Source organism: Streptomyces sp. NPDC091649 (assembly GCF_044756785.1).
GTDB lineage: Bacteria > Actinomycetota > Actinomycetes > Streptomycetales > Streptomycetaceae > Streptomyces.
In genome coordinates this window covers 203,478-220,402 of record NZ_JBIVTR010000002.1, presented here as the reverse complement: position 1 = coordinate 220,402, position 16,925 = coordinate 203,478, and the positions used below count along the sequence as shown (strand labels likewise).

Here is a 16,925-nt window from a genome sequence, read left to right as displayed (position 1 = left end):
GCTACTTGGCCTCGGCCTTGGCGATGTCGGTGTCGATCTGCCGCGCGGTCTTCTCCAGGCCGGCCTTCAGGTCCTTCACCGCGCCCTTCTCGTACTGGTAGCCGAAGTCCTGGATCGTCTGCTGGTACGTCGAGCCGTTGACGGCGCCGTCGGGGGTGCTGGACTCCGGGTGCTGGGCGATGTCCAGGAACGTCTTGAAACGCGGGTCGAACTTCAGGTCGGGGGACTTCAGCGCCTCGAAGGTGGAGGGCACGTTGCGGATGCCGTTGGCGAACTCGACGACCGCCTCGGTGTCGCTGGTCATGTACTTCACCAGCTCCCACGCGGCGTTCTGCTTCCTGCTGGCCGGGGCGATGCCCACGATGGTGCCGGAGAGGAAGCCCTTGCCGTAGCTGTCGGCCTCGTCGTCGGCGACGGGCATCGGCGCGACGCCGATCTCGAAGCCCGGCTTGGTGTCCTCGGCCATCCCGAGCCGCCACTCGCCGTCCAGCTGCATGGCGACCTGGCCGGTGTGGAACGGGTGCTTGGCGCCCCACTCGTCACCGAAGGTGCCGCGGTACCTCTCCAGCTTGTCGTAGCCGCCGAGGTCCTCGACGAGCTTCTTCTGGTACGTGAACATCTCCGCGAACGCCGGGTCCTTGGCGATGTTGGACTTGCCGTTCTCGTCGAAGTAGGCGTGGTCCCACGAGGACAGGTAGTGGTCGGCGACGGTCTCGTAGCCGTGGAAGGTCGGCATGAAACCGAGCTGCTCGTAGCTGTCGCCCTTCTCGACCGTCAGCCTCTTCGCGACGCTCGCCAGCTCGGACATGGTCTTCGGCGGCGCGGTGATCCCGGCCTTCTCGAAGGCGTCCTTGTTGTAGTAGAGGCCGTAGGCGTCGGTGAGCAGCGGCAGGGCGCAGCGCTTGCCCTCGAACTGGGTGTAGTCGAGGAGGACCTTCGGGAAGGTCTTCTCCAGGTCGAGCTTCGACTTCTCGATGAACGGCTTCAGGTCCGCGAAGGCGCCCGCCGAGCAGAACTTGCCGACGTTGGCGGTGGTGAAGGAGGAAACCACGTCCGGCCCGTTCGAACCGCCCGCCCGCAGCGCCTGGTTGAGCTTGTCGTCGTTGATGTTGCCGGAGACCTTCACCGTGATGTTCGGGTGGGCCTTCTCGAACCGGTCGATGTTGTCCTGGACCGCCTTCACCTCGGCGGGCGCGCTCCAGCCGTGCCAGAAGTTGATCGTGGTCTTCGCGTTCGGGTCGTCGGAGGCGCCGGCCTCGGACTGGCCGGTGCACGCGGTGGCGAGCACCGATATCGCGGCGACGGCGACGGCGGTGGTCGTGAGACGGCTTGTGCGCATGACAAAACTCCCAGGGGCGGGGAAGAGAGGCAGACGGCGGAGGCGGCGACAGGGTCGGACGGCAGAGGGGGACGGCGGGGGGACACGCGGGTCGGACGGCAGAGGGGGACGGCGGGGGACACGCGGGTCGGACGGCAGAGGGGGACGGCGGGGGACACGCGGGTCGGGCGGGTCAGCGTGAGGTGTCGAACACTTCGTCGCGGGTGTCGGCGAGCGCCCTCTCCAGGGCGCCGCGCAGTACGGGGGTGCGGTCGATCTCGCCGACCACCAGCCGGGGCCGGGAGGCGGCGAGCTCCGCCAGCTCGGACTGGATCACGGAGCGCAGGGTCTCGCCGCCCGCCGCGATCGCTCCGCCGGAGAGCACGATGAGTCCGGGGTCCAGGACGGCGGTGACGGAGGCGAGCCCGGTGGCGAGCCGCTGGGCGTACTGGCGCAGCAGTTCGGTGAGGGCCTCGTCCGTCCCGTACGCGGCGGCCGCCCGCGCCAGCAGCTCGGCGGCGACCTTCGCGTACGGCTGCTGCGGGGTGTCGATGCCCAGCGACTTCCCGAGCCGGGGCACCGCCTGCGCGCCCGCCAGCTCCTGGAAGCCGCCGCTGTTGGCCTTGACGACCTGGCGCACGAGCGGGGTGCCCGGCACCGGCAGGAAGCCGACCTCGCCCGCGCCGCCGGTGAAGCCGCGGTGCAGCCGGCCGTTGATGACGAGGGCGGCCCCGAGACCCTCCTCGTTCCACAGCAGGACGAAGTCCTCGTGACCGCGGGCCGCGCCCAGGCGCTGTTCGGCGACGGCGACCAGATTGACGTCGTTCTCGTACTCCACCGGCATCGGCAGGAACGCGGCCAGCTCGTCCAGCAGGGTGGGGGAGTGCCAGCCGGGCAGGTGCGAGGCGTACCGCAGCCGCCCGGTGCCCGGGTCGAAGGCGCCCGGGGTGCCGATGACGATCCGGTGGACGTCGGCGCGGGTGAGCCCGGCCTCCTTCACCGCCCCATCCAGCGCGTCGGCGACCTGGCGCACCACGCTGTCGGCGCGCCGGCCCGGGGTCGCCAGTTCGAACTCCCCGACGGTCCGGCCGGTCACGTCCGCGACGGCGGCGACGATGCGCCGCCCGTTCACATCGAGCCCGGCCACGTGGGCGGCCCGCGCGTTCACCGTGTAGAGCTGCGCGTTGGGCCCGGGGCGTCCCTCGCTGGTCCCGGTGGCGACGACGAGGCCGGCCGCCTCCAGGCGGGCCAGGAGCTGGGAGGCGGTGGGCTTGGAGAGGCCGGTCAGCTTCCCGATGCGGGTCCGGGAGAGGGGGCCGTGCTCCAGCAGCAGATCGAGGGCGGCCCGGTCGTTCATGGCCCGCAGCACCCGTGGTGTGCCCGGGGTGCCGGGTGAGCCGGGAGTGGTTCCCGCCATGGTGGATGCACCGCCCTCTGCCAGGGCCTCGCGTCCCTGACTCTGTTAGGAAAGTTTCCTATTTGGTGAGAGGACCGTAGGGCGCAGGTCACCGGGTCGTCAATGGGGGCCGCCGGTCGGACCGTCGAAGTGTGACCCGCGTCATGTATCGGGGGCCGGGGCGTCGTGACGTACGGGCACGAAGCGATGACCGGGAGGGGTCACCGTCGGCCCCTCCGTGAGAAGGAGTGACAGCTCCCCGGCGACGGAGGAAACGGAAGAAGGGGCGCTCCACCGGAAAGCCCGGCGGAGCGCCCCTTCTTCCGCGCACGCGCGGCTACTTGTTCAGGGTCGTCGGCGGAGGCGGTATCGGCGTCGCCGCCAGGGACTGCGGGGAGACGGCCGAGGCGTAGGCGGAGGGCGCGGCCATTCCGGCCGTCGGGTCGGGGCCCCCGCCGTCCGCCTGGAGCGGCAGCGTGCCGACCATCCGGATGCCCGCGTCGTCCAGCGCCCGCTTGATGCGCCAGCGCAGTTCGCGCTCCACGCCGAGCGCCTTGCCCGGCATCGTCTTCGCGGTCACCCGGAGGGTCATCGAGTCCAGCAGGACCGCGTCCAGACCGAGCACCTCGACCGGGCCCCACAGCTGTTCCGACCAGGGGTCTTCCTTCGTCAGCGTGGCGGCGGCGGTGTCGATCGCCGCGCGGACGCGCTCCAGGTCCTCCGTCGGGCGCACCGTGACGTCGACCCCGGCGGTGGACCAGCCCTGGCTGAGGTTGCCGATCCGCTTCACCTCGCCGTTGCGGACGTACCAGATCGCGCCGTTCTCGCCGCGCAGTTTGGTGACGCGCAGCCCGACCTCGATGACCTCGCCGGAGGCCACTCCCGCGTCGATGCTGTCCCCTACCCCGTACTGGTCCTCCAGGATCATGAAGACGCCGGAGAGGAAGTCCGTGACCAGGTTGCGGGCGCCGAAGCCGAGCGCCACCCCCGCGACACCGGCGGAGGCGAGCAGCGGCGCCAGGTTGATCTTGAAGGCGCCCAGGACCATCAGGGCCGCGGTGCCCATGATCACGAACGAGGCCACCGAGCGCAGCACGGAGCCGATGGCCTCCGAGCGCTGGCGCCTGCGCTCGGCGTTGACCAGCAGACCGCCCAGGGCGGTGCCCTGCACCGCCTGGGCGCTGCGGTTCATCCGCTCGATCAGATTGGTCAGGGCGCGCCGGATCAGATAGCGCAGTGTGATAGCGGCCGCCACGATCAGCAGGATCCGCAGCCCGGTGCTCAGCCAGGTGGACCAGTTCTCCTCGACCCAGCCCGCGGCGTTCCCGGCCTGTTCGGCGGCGTCGTCCAGCGAGCCGCCCGGCTCGGGAGACGGGGCTGCTGCCAGGAGCACGGACAGGGACACGACAGGGACCTCCAGGAGGACGACGTTTCGCCGAATACCACTGACAAGGGTTCGTCGACAACAGTAACGAAGCCGGGGGAGTGGATCGTTGCCGTCGGGGGAGGAGAGACCGGTCTCACCGGGAACACCGGCACTGTGGCCGATCGCACAGCGCGCGCGGCCGCCCAGGTGAAACACCTGTCCGGCACCGCGGACCGGCGCGCGGAGGCCGGAGTGAGAAAAATCCTCCCGGCCCGTTACCCGTACGTGGTGGCGCTTTGACCAGGCATGAGGAGAGACTGAGATCGGATCGTCCCGGCGCGAGCCACGCGCCGCCGGCGTACAAGGAGGCATCCACCGTGCCGCACGTCCTGGTTCTCAACGCGTCGTACGAGCCGCTCGGCGTCGTACCGCTCCGCCGCGCGCTCGTCCTCGTCCTGGAGAACAAGGCCATCTGCCTGGAGGAGTCCGGCGCCTTCCTGCACAGTGCCACCCGTGCCGTGCCCGCACCCAGTGTGGTCCGGCTCAAGCGCTTCGTCCGGGTTCCCTACCGGGGGCCCGTCCCCCTGACGCGGCGGGCGCTGTTCGCCCGGGACGGCGGGCGCTGCATGTACTGCGGGGCGGCGGCGACCAGCGTCGACCACGTCATCCCGCGCAGCCGCGGCGGACAGCACGCCTGGGACAACGTGGTGGCGGCCTGCCGCCGCTGCAACCACGTCAAGGCCGACCGCCATCTGCCCGAGCTGGGCTGGCGGCTGCGCCACGAGCCCGCACCGCCGACCGGGCTGGCCTGGCGGATCATCGGGACCGGGCACCGCGACCCGCGCTGGCTGCCGTATCTGCAACCGTTCGGCGCGGACGACGTGATGGCCCGGATCGACGGCGTCTCCGCCTGAGTCCGGGCCTTCGCCGTGCCCGTGCCGCACCTCAGTCCGCGACGGCGTACGCCTCCACCGACCAGAGCGAATAGCCGTACTCCGTCGCCCGGCCGTCACCCTGCACCCGGATGAACCGGGTGTCCTTCTCGTCCATCCGGACCGACTCGCGCCCGCCCCGGCCCTCGGTCACGGTCGCCGCGGTGCGCCAGGTCCGGCCGTCGGCCGAGACCTGTACGCGGTAGCGGGAGGCGTACGCGTCCTGCCAGCTCAGCACCACCTGGCCCAGGCGCACCGGCTTCGGCAGCTCGGTCTGCCACCACGCCCCGTCCTCCACCGGCGAGGACCACCGGGTCTCCGGGTCGCCGTCGGAGGCCGCCGACGCGGGGAAGTCCGGGGTCTCGTCGCCGGAGGACGAGGCTTTCGCCGCACGCGCCAGATCCGGGCCGCCCGTACGCGGGAAGGCCCGCACGGTCAGCGTGGACTCCTGGCCGCCGAAGGCCAGCGGCACCTCGTACTCGCCCGCCGGGGTGTCCGCCGGGACGGTGATGTCCACGGGCACCTCCGTACGCGAGCCGCGCGGCACGGTCGTCTGCTTCGGGACCCGCACCTCGATGCCCTCGGGCGCCTTCGCGGTGAGTTTGCCCTTCACCTCGACCGGTCGCCGCCCCGCCAGCCGCGCCGCGACCCGCTGGGGCTCGCCGCCGATCTCCGCGTCCGTCTCGCCGTGCGCCAGGTCGAGCGTGGCGGCGGGCTCGTCCCCGAACCACGGCACCAGGGCGCGCACCCGCGGGGACCCCGCCACGACGGCGGGGGCGGGCGGCAGGGTCGGGCTCAGGTAGGAGGGCGGAGTGGTCCGGGCGGCCTCCGGCACGGTGACCCGTACGGCGTCCGCGCGCAGCCCCTTCGCGGCGGTCTGGGTCCAGCCGCTCGGCGAGAGCCGCCCCAGGGCCCGCCACCCCTCCCCGGGCACATGGGCCTCCACGACCGCGTCGGCGAGGGCGCTCCCCGGCTCGGCGAGCGCCGTGACGGCCTCCACCGGGCGGGCGCCCTCCAGTCGGACCGTGTAGCTGTGGGCGTCCTTCGTGACCCGCCCCGAGGCGCGGTCGGTGCCGTTCCACCCGGCGGCCGCCTTCGCCGCCCTGTCCAGGAACGGGTCCAGCACGCCCTCGCCGACCGTGGCCCGGCTCGCCGCGATCTCCTCGCGCAGCGGCTCCAGGGCCAGCTGCGCGCGCCAGGCGGCGGCGCCGTCCCCGGCGGCCTGGGCCTGGAGCAGGTCCACCGCGAGCTCACCGGCCCGGCCGTAGCGGGCCAGCTGCTCCGTCCAGGGGCGCACCTCGTCGGTCAGCCGCCCCTCGGCGGGGGTCTTCAGCCGCTCGGGGGCTCCGCGCATCACGGAGAACGCCGAGCGCAGGTCTCCCGCCGCCCGGTCGCGGCGGGAGGCGTCGGCACGGGAGTTCCAGAAGGCGTCGAACAGGGGCCGGAGATAGGCGGACTCCTGCGCGCCGAGCACCGAGCCCGCGCTGTTCCCGGCCAGCGCCAGCAGCGCGTCCCGGGCGCCCGCGTCCCCGCCCGCCAGATCCTCCACGGCCGCCCGCCAGGACTCGTCCGGACGGTAGCCCTTCGGGTTCCAGGCGAAGTCCGCGGCGGTGAACAGCGGAATCCGGGAGGCGGACGGCTGCTCCATCGCATTGGCCAGCAACGCCGCCGAGCCGCTCGCCACCGCCGGGTCCCGGCCGGTGTACGGGCCGAGGAAGATGCGGTCCTGCGCGTAGTCGTTGACCGGGTAGTTGTCCATCGTCACCAGCGGGTGGCGGAAGGCGGCGCGGGCCCCGGCCAGTTCGCCGCCGGTGATCTTCTCCGGCACCACCCCGACACCGGTCCAGGCCACCTGCACCCGGTCGTCCAGCTCGGCCGCCAGCGCGTCGCGGTAGTCGGTGGCCCCGTCCTGGTAGAACTCCGTCGGAAGCACGGACAGCGGGGCCGCGTCCGGGTGGCGTTCCGCCAGGTGCCGGGCGAGCGCGCCCGCGACCCGGGCCTGGGCGCGGGCCGCCGCCTTCGGGCCGCTGCCGAAGGTCTCCGCGTCCAGGTCGCAGTGCCACTCGCTGTAGCTGACGTCCTGGAACTGGAGCTGGAAGACGCGGATGCCCAGTGCCCACATGGCGTCGATCTTCTTCGCCAGCGCCTTGACGTCCTGGTCGGATGCCATGCACATCGCCTGACCGGGGGAGAGGGCCCAGCCGAGCGTGACGTGCTCGGCGCGCGCCCGCTCGGCCAGCGCCCGGAAGTCGGCCCGCCTGTCGGCCGGGTACGGCTCGCGCCAGCGCGCCAGCCGGTAGGGGTCGTCGCCCGCCGCGTAGAGATAGCGGTTCTGTTTGGTGCGGCCCAGGAAGGAGATCTGGGCGAGCCGCTCCTCGCGGGTCCACGGCTGTCCGTAGAACCCCTCGGCCATGCCGCGTACGGCGGTTCCCGGCCAGTCCCGTACCGCGACGCCCGCCACCGAACCGTCGGTGACCAGTTGGCGCAGGGTCTGGACGGCGTGGAAGAGGCCGTCCCCGCCGAGCCCGTCCAGTGCCACGGTGGCGCGTCCGGCGACCTGGCCGACCGCGATGCGGTAGCCGCCCGACGGCAGGTCGGCCCGCTCGGGAGTGCGCAGCGCCCGCAACGCCTCCGCGGCCCCGGCGCCGCCGAGGCGGATCACGGGCCCGGCGCCCGGCAGGCTCTCGTGCAGGGTCCGGACGCCCGCCCTGCGCAGCAGCGAGCGCGCCTGCTCGACGGCGTACGGATCGGCGTCCGGCGCGGCGGCGAGCGTGGCCTCGGAGCCCAGCCGCACGGCGGACCCGATGGCCTTCATGCTCTGCGGCCGGGGCCACACGGACGGCGGCCGCGCGCTGTCGGCGCGGTCGGCCGCGCCGACGGCGGGCCTGCCGGGTTCGGCGGGGGCGGCCGTCGCGGCCGGAGCGACGGAGACGGACCCGAGGAGTCCGCCGATCACGGCGACGGCCACGGCCGTCGCCTGCCTTCTGCGCCCGATCCGCACGTCGCACTTCCCTTCGTACGTACCCACTGCCGGCGAGCGGTCGCCGTTTCGACCGCCCGGGCCCGCGCGGGCGGTGGCCCCCGGCGGTGTCCGAGCCCACCACCCGGGCGCGAGGGTGTCAATGCGTGCGGCCGTTCTGCCGTGTTTGCCGGGAATAGTGGCACCTACGGGCCTCCTGGTGCCGGTGTGACGCCCGGAGTGGCCGAAAACGGCCCATACCCGCCGTACGGGGGAACGGAATGTGACCCGGAGCACGTTGGGCTCGTTGTCATAACGCCTGCATCACGGCCACGTCTGCCACGGCGAGCCCTGGGTAGGTCTGCTGTGTCCTGTTCCCCATGGCCAGGAGGCCACCATGCCCGCTGCCGCGCAGCTTCTGCTCTCCGCCCTCTCCAAACAGGTGCCCGCCCAGGCCGACTCCGGTCCCCTGACCAGCGGACTTCCCCTTGCCGATGTCGCCCACCTGATCAGCGGGCCGCCGCTCGCCGATGTCGCCCCCCTGCTCGGTGAATCCTCGTTCGCCGATTCCGCGCCGCTGACCAGCGAGCCCCCGCTCGCCGATGCCACCCCTCTCACGAGCGAGCCTCCGCTCGCCGCCGTCGCCCCTCTGACCAGCGAGCCGACCGCACCCGGCACCGCAGGGGGCATGGAGTTCCCAGGAGTCTGAATGGGCTTGTCCCGGCTCGCCGCACTGCACGGTGTCGCCACCTCCTACTCCCCGTCGCCGGATGTCACGGTGTCCGTCCCCGACGACACGGTCATCGCCGTGCTCGCCGCGCTGGGCGTCGACGCCGGCACTCCGGCGGACGTACGGACGTGCCTCGCCGCCGCGGAGTCCCGCTCGCGCCTGCTGCCGCCCACCGTGGTGGTCTGGGCCGGCGAGCCCCTGCCGCCCGCCCTGTCCGGGCTGCCCCCCGGCTCGGCCGTCACGGTCGAGCCGGAGCCGTCCGAGGCCCCGGGGCGCCCGTCCGCCCCGCTGAGCATGCGGGTCCGCGCGGCGCCCCCCGCCCCGCCCACGACGACCTCGGGGGACGGCGCAGGCGCCTCGCGCCCCCGGTCCGACGACCGGAGCGCCGGCGCTCCGGCGGCCGTCCCCGCCTGGTGGATCCCGCCTCCCCACGGCGTCCACCGCGTCCAGGTGCGGACACCCGACCACCGCCGGGCCACGGCCACCCTCGTCGCCGCCCCGGCCCGCGTCCCGCAGCCGCCCGAGCGCTCCCACGGCTTCCTGGTCCAGCTCTACTCCCTGCTCTCCGCCCGCTCCTGGGGCATGGGCGACCTCGGTGACCTGGCGGACCTCGCCGCCTGGTCCGGTCGCACCCTCGGCTCCGGGTTCGTCCAGGTCAACCCGCTGCACGCGGCCGTTCCCGGACACCCCACAGACCCCTCCCCCTACCGCCCCTCCTCCCGCCGCTTCCCCGACCCGGTGCACCTGCGCATCGAGTCCGTCCCCGAGTACGGCCATGTCCGTGACCGGACCACCCTGGAGGACCTTCGGCAGGACGCCGCCGCGCTCAGCGACGCCGTGCTGAACAAGGGGGCGCTGATCGACCGGGACGCCGTCTGGGAGCTGAAGCGCCAGGCCCTGGAACTGATCGTCGAGGTGCCTCTCACCCCGGGCCGCCGCGCCGCCTACTGCGACTTCCTGGCCGAAGAGGGGCAGGCGCTGGAGGACCACGCCCTGTGGTGCGCGCTCGCCGAGGTGCACGGCCCGGACTGGCGCACCTGGCCCGAGGACCTGCGCGACCCCCGCTCCCCGGCGACCGCCCGGGCCCGGGCCGGACTGCTGGACCGGGTCGACTTCCACTGCCGCCTCGCCTGGCTGACCGCCACCCAGCTCGCCGCCGCCCAGCGGGCCGCCGAGGACGCCGGGATGGGCGTCGGGATCGTCCACGACCTCGCCGTGGGCGTGCATCCGGCCGGGGCCGACACCTGGGCCCAGCGGGAGGCGTTCGCCCACGGCATGTCCGTCGGCGCGCCGCCCGACGCCTTCAACGCCCGCGGCCAGGACTGGGGCCTGCCGCCCTGGCGCCCCGACGTCCTCGCCGCCACCGGTTACGCCGCCTACCGGGGTCTGCTGCGCGCACTGCTGTCCCGGGCCGGGGCGCTGCGCATCGACCACGTCATGGGCCTGTTCCGCCTCTGGTGGGTCCCCGAGGGCCGCCCGCCCACCGACGGCACGTATGTCGCCCAGGACGCCGAGGCGATGCTCGCCGTCCTCGTCCTGGAGGCCCACCGGGCCCAGGCCGTCGTCGTCGGCGAGGACCTCGGCACCGTCGAGCCCGGCGTCCGCGAGGCGCTCGCCCGGCGCGGCGTGCTCGGCACCTCGGTGCTCTGGTTCGAGCGCGACTGGGACGGCGACGGCCGGCCGCTCGCCCCGGAGAGGTGGCGCCGGGACTGCGTGGCCACCGCCACGACGCACGATCTGCCCTCCACCGCCGCCCGCCTGACCGGGGACCATGTGACGCTGCGGCACCGCCTCGGCCTGCTCACCCGCTCCCTGGAGGAGGAGCTGACCGAGGACGCCACCGGCACCGCCGAGTGGATCGCCCTCCTCGCCCGGCTCGGAATGCTTCCCGAGGGCGACGGGGACGAGGAGGCCGCCGTCCGGGCCGTCCACCGGTTCCTGCTGCGCACCCCCGCCCGGATGACCGGCGTCTGGCTCCCCGACACCGTCGGCGACCGCCGCCCGCAGAATCTCCCCGGCACCTGGGACCAGTACCCCAACTGGCGCCTCCCGATCGCCGACGCCGACGGCCATCCGGTCACCCTGGAGGAGATCACCGCCTCGCCCCGGCTGCACGCGCTGATGGACGTGCTGCGGCCCCGGAAGCCCCGTACGGCACCCCCGGGCGCGCGCCGTCCCTAGGCGTTCGCTACGTTGGCACCGTGGACAAGAAGAACGCTATGCGCGCCGGCGTCGTTGCGGCCGGGACGACGCTGATGATGCTGCTCATGTCGGCCCCGGCGCTCGCGCTCACGCCCGACGACGGTGACGACCCGGCTCCGCGCCTGAGCGCGATGGAGACCATCGGTCTCTACGTCGTCGCGCCCATCGCCCTGTTCGTGGTCATCACGGGCCTGGTCATGGTCCTGGACAAGTCCAAGAAGCAGGTCTGACCCGCACGCGTACGACAGGAACGAAGGATGCGCCGCCGGTAGGAGCCACCGCGCGGGGCATCCGTGCGTGCGGGGACCGGACGCGCCGCGCCCAGCGACGGGAACACCGTCCGCCCCGGGCCGGTAGGTTGCGCCCATGACCGAGTGGGACGTCAAGAAGCTCCGCATCCTGCGCGCCCTGCGCGACCGGGGCACGGTGACGGCGACCGCCGAGGCCCTCCTGATGACCCCCTCCGCGGTCTCCCAGCAGCTCACCAACCTGGCCAGGCAGCTCGGGGTGGACCTCCTGGAGGCCCAGGGCCGCCGGGTCCGCCTCACCGACGCCGCCCACCTCGTCCTGCGGCACGCCGAGGCGGTCTTCGCCCAGCTGGAGCGGGCCGAGGCCGAACTGACCGGCTATCTGCGCGGCGAGGCCGGTGAGGTCAGGGTCGGCGCGTTCTCCACCGCCGTGCCCGCCCTCGTCGTCCCCGCCGTCCGGCTGCTGCGCGCCGAGGGCAGCCCGGGACCCGACGTACGCGTACGGGAGGCCGAGGCCGCCCAGGCGTACGAGCTGCTCACCGCCGGCGAGGTCGACCTGGCGCTGTCGCTCGCCGCGCACGCGCCCACCGCCCGCGACCCCCGCTTCAGCCTCTTTCCGCTGCTGGCGGACCCCCTGGACGTGGCGCTCCCGGCCGGCCACCCGCTGGCCGCAGCACCCGCTCCCCGCCTCGCGGACCTGGCGGCCGACCCCTGGATCTTCGGCGGCTCGGGACCCTGGTCGGAGATCACCACCGCCGCCTGCGAGGCGGCCGGCTTCGTGCCCGAACAGGCCCACAGCGCCGCCGGCTGGACCGCCATCCTCGCTCTGGTCGAGGCGGGCATGGGCGTCGCGCTGGTCCCCCGGATGGCCGCCCGGGAACGCCGTGAGGGCGTGGTGATGCGGGTGCTGGAGGCGGACCGGCCGCGCCGCCACGTGGTGGCGGCGGTCCGGCACGGAGCGGAGGACGGGCCCGCGGTGGCGCGGGTCCTCGCCGCGCTCACCAGCGTCGCCCGATCGTTCAGCTGAGCTGAACGATATCTGCGGAAACTTTCGATGGACCTGATGGGTTCGGTGGCGCGAAGCTAGGACGCATGACCTTCGACGCGAGCGAGACCACATTCCAGGACCCCGACACCGACCCCCACGCCAATGACGCCGCGCCCTACGGCGGCGGCGACCCGTACGCCGACTACCGCGAAGCCGGGGACGTCCCCTTCACCGAGCTGGTCGACCTCGCCGACCGCCGCCTCGGCGCGGGCGTGATCGCCGCCAACGACGAGTTCTTCGCCGAGCGCGAGAACCTCCTCATCCGTGAGCGCGCCGTCTTCGACCCCGAGCACTTCGGGCACAAGGGCAAGATCATGGACGGCTGGGAGACCCGCCGCCGCCGCGGCGCGGACGCCGGCCACCCCTTCCCGGCCCCCGAGGACCACGACTGGGCCATCGTCCGCCTCGGCGCGCCCGGCATCGTGCGCGGCCTGATCGTGGACACCGCCCACTTCCGCGGCAACTACCCGCAGCGCGTATCGGTGCAGGCCACCTCCGTCGAGGGCGCCCCGAGCCCCGAGCAGCTGCTCGCCGACGACGTGAAGTGGGAGGAGATCCTGCCCCCCACCCCCGTGCGCGGCCACGCCGCCAACGCCTTCGAGATCACCGGCGGCCGCCGTTACACCCACCTGCGCCTCTGCCAGCACCCCGACGGCGGCATCGCCCGCCTCCGCGTGCACGGCGAGGTCGTCCCGGACCCGGCCTGGCTCGCCGCGCTCGGCACCGTCGACCTGATCTCGGTCCTCAACGGCGGTACGTACGAGGACGCCTCCGACCGCTTCTACTCCTCGCCCACCCAGATCATCCTGCCGGGTACCTCCCGCAAGATGGACGACGGCTGGGAGAACCGCCGCCGCCGGGTCCGCGACACCAACGACTGGGTCCGCTTCCGCCTCCCCGCCCAGGGCGCGGTCCGCGCGATCGAGATCGACACCGCCTACCTCAAGGGCAACTCCGCCGGCTGGGTCGCCCTCCAGGGCCGCGACGGCGACACCGGCGAGTGGTTCGAGATCCTGCCGCGCACCCGCCTCCAGCCCGACACCCTCCACCGCTTCGTGCCGCACGCCCAGGCCGTCGTCACCCACGTCCGCCTCGACGCCTTCCCCGACGGCGGCGTGGCCCGGATGCGGCTGCACGGCTCCCTCACGGAGTCCGGCACGGCGGAACTGACCCGCCGCTACGAGGAGTCCGGCGCGTAGTCGCCCGCCTCCCGCTCGCTCCCGCCCGGCGGACGGCTGCGCTCCCGCGCCCGTCCGCCGGGCGGGGTCCAACGGCCGCCCCGCCGGCGGCGTACGCGGAACGGTCCGGCGCCCCGGTACGGGACCCGCCGGGCTCCGGGCCGGCCCGCGCGCGTACGACGAGAAGGGGCGCCCCCTCCGCTGCGGCGAAGAGGACGCCCCGGGGCCGTACGCGCCGGAACTACGCGGTGCCCGCCGCCCTGTCCGCGGCCTGGGCCTTCAGGGCACGCTCCACACCGGAGCGCGACTCCGACATCAGCCGGCGCAGGGCCGCGCTCGGCTCGGCCGAGGCCAGCCAGGCGTCGGTGGCGTCCAGCGTCTCCTGGGAGACCTGAAGGGCCGGGTAGAGCCCCACCGCGATCTGCTGGGCCATCTCGTGGCTGCGCGAGTCCCAGACGTCCTTCACCGCGGCGAAGAACTTCTCCGTGTACGGAGCCAGCAGCTCGCGCTGGTCGGTCTGGACGAATCCGCCGATGACCGCGTCCTGGAGCGAGTTGGGCAGCTTGTCCGATTCCACGACCGAGGCCCACGCCTCGGCCTTGGCCTCCTCGGTCGGCTGGGCGGCCCGCGCGGTGGCCGCGTGGCGCTCGCCGGCGGCCGTCCTGTCGCGCTCGTACTCGGTGGTGATCTCCTCCTCGTCCAGCAGCCCGGCCGCCGCCAGCCGCTCCACGAACGCCCACCGCAGCTCGGTGTCCACGGCCAGGCCCTCGATCGATCCGGTGCCGTCCAGCAGCGACTGGAGCAGACTCAGCTGCTGCGGGTTGCGGGCCGTCGCGGCGAAGGCGCGGGCCCACGCCAGCTGGTGGTCGCTGCCCGGCTCGGCCGCGCGCAGGTGCGCCAGCGTCGCGTCGGTCCACTGGTTGAGCGCGTTCTCACGGGTCTCCGGGGCCGCGTACAGGTCCAGCGCCAGCTTCACCTGGCGGTGCAGCGACTGGACGACGCCGATGTCCGACTCCTTGCCGATGCCGGAGAGCACCAGGGAGAGGTAGTCGCGGGTGGCCAGCTCGCCGTCGCGCGTCATGTCCCAGGCCGAGGCCCAGCACAGGGCGCGCGGCAGCGACTCGGTGAAGTCGCCCAGGTGCTCGGTGACGACCCGCAGCGACTCCTCGTCGAGGCGGACCTTGGCGTAGGAGAGGTCGTCGTCGTTGAGCAGGACGACGGCCGGGCGGGCCTTGCCCTCCGGGAACGGCACGGTGGTGCGCTCGCCGTCGACGTCCAGCTCGATCCGGTCGGTGCGCACGAGCTTGCCGTCCGCGTCGAGGTCGTAGGCGCCGACGGCGATGCGGTGCGGGCGCAGCGTCGGCTCGCCCTTCGCGCCGGCGGGCAGCGCGGGCGCCTCCTGGAGCACGGTGAACGAGGTGACGCGACCGTCGGCGTCGGTCTCGATCTCCGGGCGCAGGATGTTGATGCCGGCCGTCTCCAGCCACGCCTTCGACCAGGTCTTCAGGTCGCGGCCGGAGGTCTTCTCCAGGGCGCCCAGCAGGTCCGAGAGGCGGGTGTTGCCGAAGGCGTGCGCCTTGAAGTACGCCTGTACGCCCTGGAAGAACGCGTCCTTGCCGACGTACGCCACGAGCTGCTTGAGCACGGAGGCGCCCTTGGCGTACGTGATCCCGTCGAAGTTGACGAGGACGTCGTCCAGGTCCCGGATGTCCGCCATGATCGGGTGCGTGGAGGGCAGCTGGTCCTGCCGGTACGCCCAGGTCTTCATGGAGTTGGCGAACGTGGTCCAGGAGTGCGGCCACTTCGAGCCCGCGGCGTCCGCCTGGCAGGCGATCGAGGTGTAGGTGGCGAACGACTCGTTCAGCCAGAGGTCGTTCCACCACTCCATCGTCACGAGGTCGCCGAACCACATGTGGGCCAGCTCGTGCAGGATGGTCTCGGCCCGCACCTCGTACGCCGCGTCCGTCACCTTGGAGCGGAAGACGTACTGGTCGCGGATGGTGACCGCGCCCGCGTTCTCCATCGCGCCCGCGTTGAACTCCGGGACGAAGAGCTGGTCGTACTTGGCGAACGGGTACGCGTAGTCGAACTTCTCCTGGAACCACTCGAAGCCCTGCCGGGTGACGGCGAAGATCTCGTCCGCGTCCAGGTACTCCGCGAGCGAGGGCCGGCAGTAGATGCCGAGCGGGACGGACTGGCCGTCCTTCTCGTAAGCGCTGTGCACCGCGTGGTACGGGCCCACGATGAGGGCCGTGATGTACGTCGAGATGCGCGGCGTCGGCTCGAAGGCCCAGACGTCGTCCTTCGGCTCCGGCGTCGGCGAGTTCGAGATGACCGTCCAGCCCTTGGGGGCCTTCACGGTGAACGCGAAGGTCGCCTTCAGGTCGGGCTGCTCGAAGGAGGCGAACACCCGCCGGGCGTCCGGGACCTCGAACTGCGTGTAGAGGTACGCCTGCTCGTCGACCGGGTCGACGAAGCGGTGCAGGCCCTCGCCGGTGTTGGTGTAGGAGCAGTCGGCGACGACCTTCAGCTCGTTGGCGCCCTCGCGCAGGTGCGGCAGCGCGATGCGCGCGTCGCGGAACACGGCGGCCACGTCCAGCGCCTTGCCGTTCAGCACCACGTCGTGGACGGCGGGGGCGACCAGGTCGATGAAGGTCTCCGCACCCGCCTCCGCGCAGTCGAAGCGCACGGTGGTGACGGACCGGTAGGTGCCGCCCTCCTGCGCTCCGGAGAGGTCGAGATCGATCTCGTACGCGTCCACGGTCAGCAGGCGCGCCCGCTCCTGTGCCTCTTCGCGGGTCAGATTCGTGCCAGGCACGCGGTCATCTCCTAGGTATGCGACTTGATAAGCGGCGTTTCGGCCCATCCTTCCACGCACGTGCTCCCAGCGCGATGTCCGTTTTCCGCCGGACGCGGACGGCCCCGTGGGACACGCTCGAACCATGACCGGACACCAGCCACGCCCCATCGGCCCCGCCGCTCTCGCCGAACTCCGCGCCACCGACGACGCGGGCCGCCCCTGCCGCCCGTACTCCGCGACCGAGGGCGGCCACCCCCTGCGCTGCTGTCTGCGCGGCAGCGAGCCGGGGGAGCGCATCGCCCTCGTCTCCTACGCCCCGCTGCGCCGCTGGGCCCGCGCGACCGGGGCGAGCCCGGGGGCGTACGACGAGCAGGGGCCCGTCTTCATCCACGCCGAGGCGTGCGCGGGCCCGGACCCGGAGCGCGCCGGGTACCCCTTCGCGCGGGCGGGCGCGCTGCGCACGGTGCGGCGCTACGACGCCCGGGGGCAAATCGCGGGCGGCCGGCTGCTGGAGCTCCCGGCCGAGACCCGGGAGGGCTTCGACGCGGCCCTCGACGAGGCGTTCGCGGACCCGGAGGTGGTGGTGGCGCACGTACGGGCCGTGGAGTACGGCTGCTTCCACTTCGAGGTGCGCAGGGGCTGAGCGGGGCGGGACGTGGGCGGGGGGGGGCCCCCCGGGGGGGGGGGCCCCCCCCCCCCGGCGGGGGCCCGCCCGCCCCCCCCCCCCACCCCCCCCCCCCCCCCCCCA

Annotated in this window: 12 protein-coding genes; 7 read left to right on the top strand and 5 right to left on the bottom strand. The window is 73.5% G+C overall.

The genetic code is table 11. From position 1 onward, the window contains the following. Nucleotide 1: 1 nt before the first annotated feature. From ACIQMU_RS06200 to ACIQMU_RS06190, 3 genes are all read right to left on the bottom strand, one after another. The gene (locus ACIQMU_RS06200; RefSeq protein ID WP_402688290.1) at nt 2–1,339 is read right to left on the bottom strand and encodes an ABC transporter substrate-binding protein; all 1,338 of its coding nucleotides are present in this window, start codon (nt 1,337–1,339) and stop codon (nt 2–4) included. 172 nt (nt 1,340–1,511) lie between these two features. Continuing rightward, entirely contained in the window at nt 1,512–2,735 is a 1,224-nt protein-coding gene (locus tag ACIQMU_RS06195) for an ROK family transcriptional regulator (protein WP_352241854.1), read from the bottom strand. A 316-nt stretch (nt 2,736–3,051) separates the two neighbouring features. After that, on the bottom strand, nt 3,052–4,119 hold the full coding sequence (locus tag ACIQMU_RS06190) for a mechanosensitive ion channel family protein (protein WP_402688289.1): 1,068 nt from the start codon (nt 4,117–4,119) through the stop codon (nt 3,052–3,054). Nucleotides 4,120–4,457: 338 nt separating this feature from the next. On the opposite strand from ACIQMU_RS06190, the gene ACIQMU_RS06185 reads away from it, so the two are divergent. Continuing rightward, nucleotides 4,458–4,994, top strand: a complete 537-nt coding sequence (locus tag ACIQMU_RS06185) for an HNH endonuclease (RefSeq protein ID WP_030577163.1) — start codon at nt 4,458–4,460, stop codon at nt 4,992–4,994. 31 nt (nt 4,995–5,025) lie between these two features. On the opposite strand, the gene ACIQMU_RS06180 is transcribed toward ACIQMU_RS06185, so the two are convergent. After that, entirely contained in the window at nt 5,026–8,013 is a 2,988-nt protein-coding gene (locus tag ACIQMU_RS06180; RefSeq protein WP_352241869.1) for a beta-N-acetylglucosaminidase domain-containing protein, read from the bottom strand. 355 nt (nt 8,014–8,368) lie between these two features. Between ACIQMU_RS06180 and ACIQMU_RS06175 the strand changes: the two genes are divergently transcribed. The 5 genes from ACIQMU_RS06175 (at nt 8,369) to alc (ending at nt 13,398) form a co-directional block, all read left to right on the top strand. Further along, nucleotides 8,369–8,680, top strand: coding sequence for a hypothetical protein (locus ACIQMU_RS06175; protein WP_352241857.1), 312 nt, complete (start codon nt 8,369–8,371; stop codon nt 8,678–8,680). Beyond that, complete coding sequence (gene malQ / locus ACIQMU_RS06170; RefSeq protein WP_352241858.1) at nt 8,681–10,882, top strand: 4-alpha-glucanotransferase; 2,202 nt, start codon at nt 8,681–8,683, stop codon at nt 10,880–10,882. It begins immediately after the preceding gene. A 38-nt stretch (nt 10,883–10,920) separates the two neighbouring features. Further along, on the top strand, nt 10,921–11,133 hold the full coding sequence (locus tag ACIQMU_RS06165) for a hypothetical protein (protein ID WP_352241870.1): 213 nt from the start codon (nt 10,921–10,923) through the stop codon (nt 11,131–11,133). 136 nt (nt 11,134–11,269) lie between these two features. Then, on the top strand, nt 11,270–12,178 hold the full coding sequence (locus ACIQMU_RS06160; RefSeq protein ID WP_402688288.1) for a LysR substrate-binding domain-containing protein: 909 nt from the start codon (nt 11,270–11,272) through the stop codon (nt 12,176–12,178). A gap of 65 nt (nt 12,179–12,243) precedes the next feature. Continuing rightward, nucleotides 12,244–13,398, top strand: coding sequence for an allantoicase (gene alc, locus ACIQMU_RS06155; RefSeq protein ID WP_352241860.1), 1,155 nt, complete (start codon nt 12,244–12,246; stop codon nt 13,396–13,398). 220 nt (nt 13,399–13,618) lie between these two features. On the opposite strand, the gene pepN is transcribed toward alc, so the two are convergent. Further along, nucleotides 13,619–16,195 carry an aminopeptidase N gene (gene pepN / locus ACIQMU_RS06150; RefSeq protein ID WP_352241530.1) on the bottom strand — a complete coding sequence of 859 codons (2,577 nt, stop codon included), beginning with the start codon at nt 16,193–16,195 and terminating at the stop codon, nt 13,619–13,621. A 124-nt stretch (nt 16,196–16,319) separates the two neighbouring features. Between pepN and ACIQMU_RS06145 the strand changes: the two genes are divergently transcribed. Beyond that, nucleotides 16,320–16,820, top strand: a complete 501-nt coding sequence (locus tag ACIQMU_RS06145; protein WP_352241529.1) for a DUF1203 domain-containing protein — start codon at nt 16,320–16,322, stop codon at nt 16,818–16,820. Nucleotides 16,821–16,925: the final 105 nt, after the last annotated feature.

Bases quoted from the DNA above. Each gene is read 5' to 3' on its own strand.
- ACIQMU_RS06195 (WP_352241854.1), bottom strand. From the start codon at position 2,735: ATGGCGGGAACCACTCCCGGCTCACCCGGCACCCCGGGCACACCACGG.
- malQ (WP_352241858.1), top strand. From the start codon at position 8,681: ATGGGCTTGTCCCGGCTCGCCGCACTGCACGGTGTCGCCACCTCCTAC.
- ACIQMU_RS06160 (WP_402688288.1), top strand. From the start codon at position 11,270: ATGACCGAGTGGGACGTCAAGAAGCTCCGCATCCTGCGCGCCCTGCGC.
- ACIQMU_RS06145 (WP_352241529.1), top strand. From the start codon at position 16,320: ATGACCGGACACCAGCCACGCCCCATCGGCCCCGCCGCTCTCGCCGAA.
- ACIQMU_RS06175 (WP_352241857.1), top strand. From the start codon at position 8,369: ATGCCCGCTGCCGCGCAGCTTCTGCTCTCCGCCCTCTCCAAACAGGTG.
- alc (WP_352241860.1), top strand. From the start codon at position 12,244: ATGACCTTCGACGCGAGCGAGACCACATTCCAGGACCCCGACACCGAC.
- ACIQMU_RS06165 (WP_352241870.1), top strand. From the start codon at position 10,921: ATGCGCGCCGGCGTCGTTGCGGCCGGGACGACGCTGATGATGCTGCTC.
- ACIQMU_RS06200 (WP_402688290.1), bottom strand. From the start codon at position 1,339: ATGCGCACAAGCCGTCTCACGACCACCGCCGTCGCCGTCGCCGCGATA.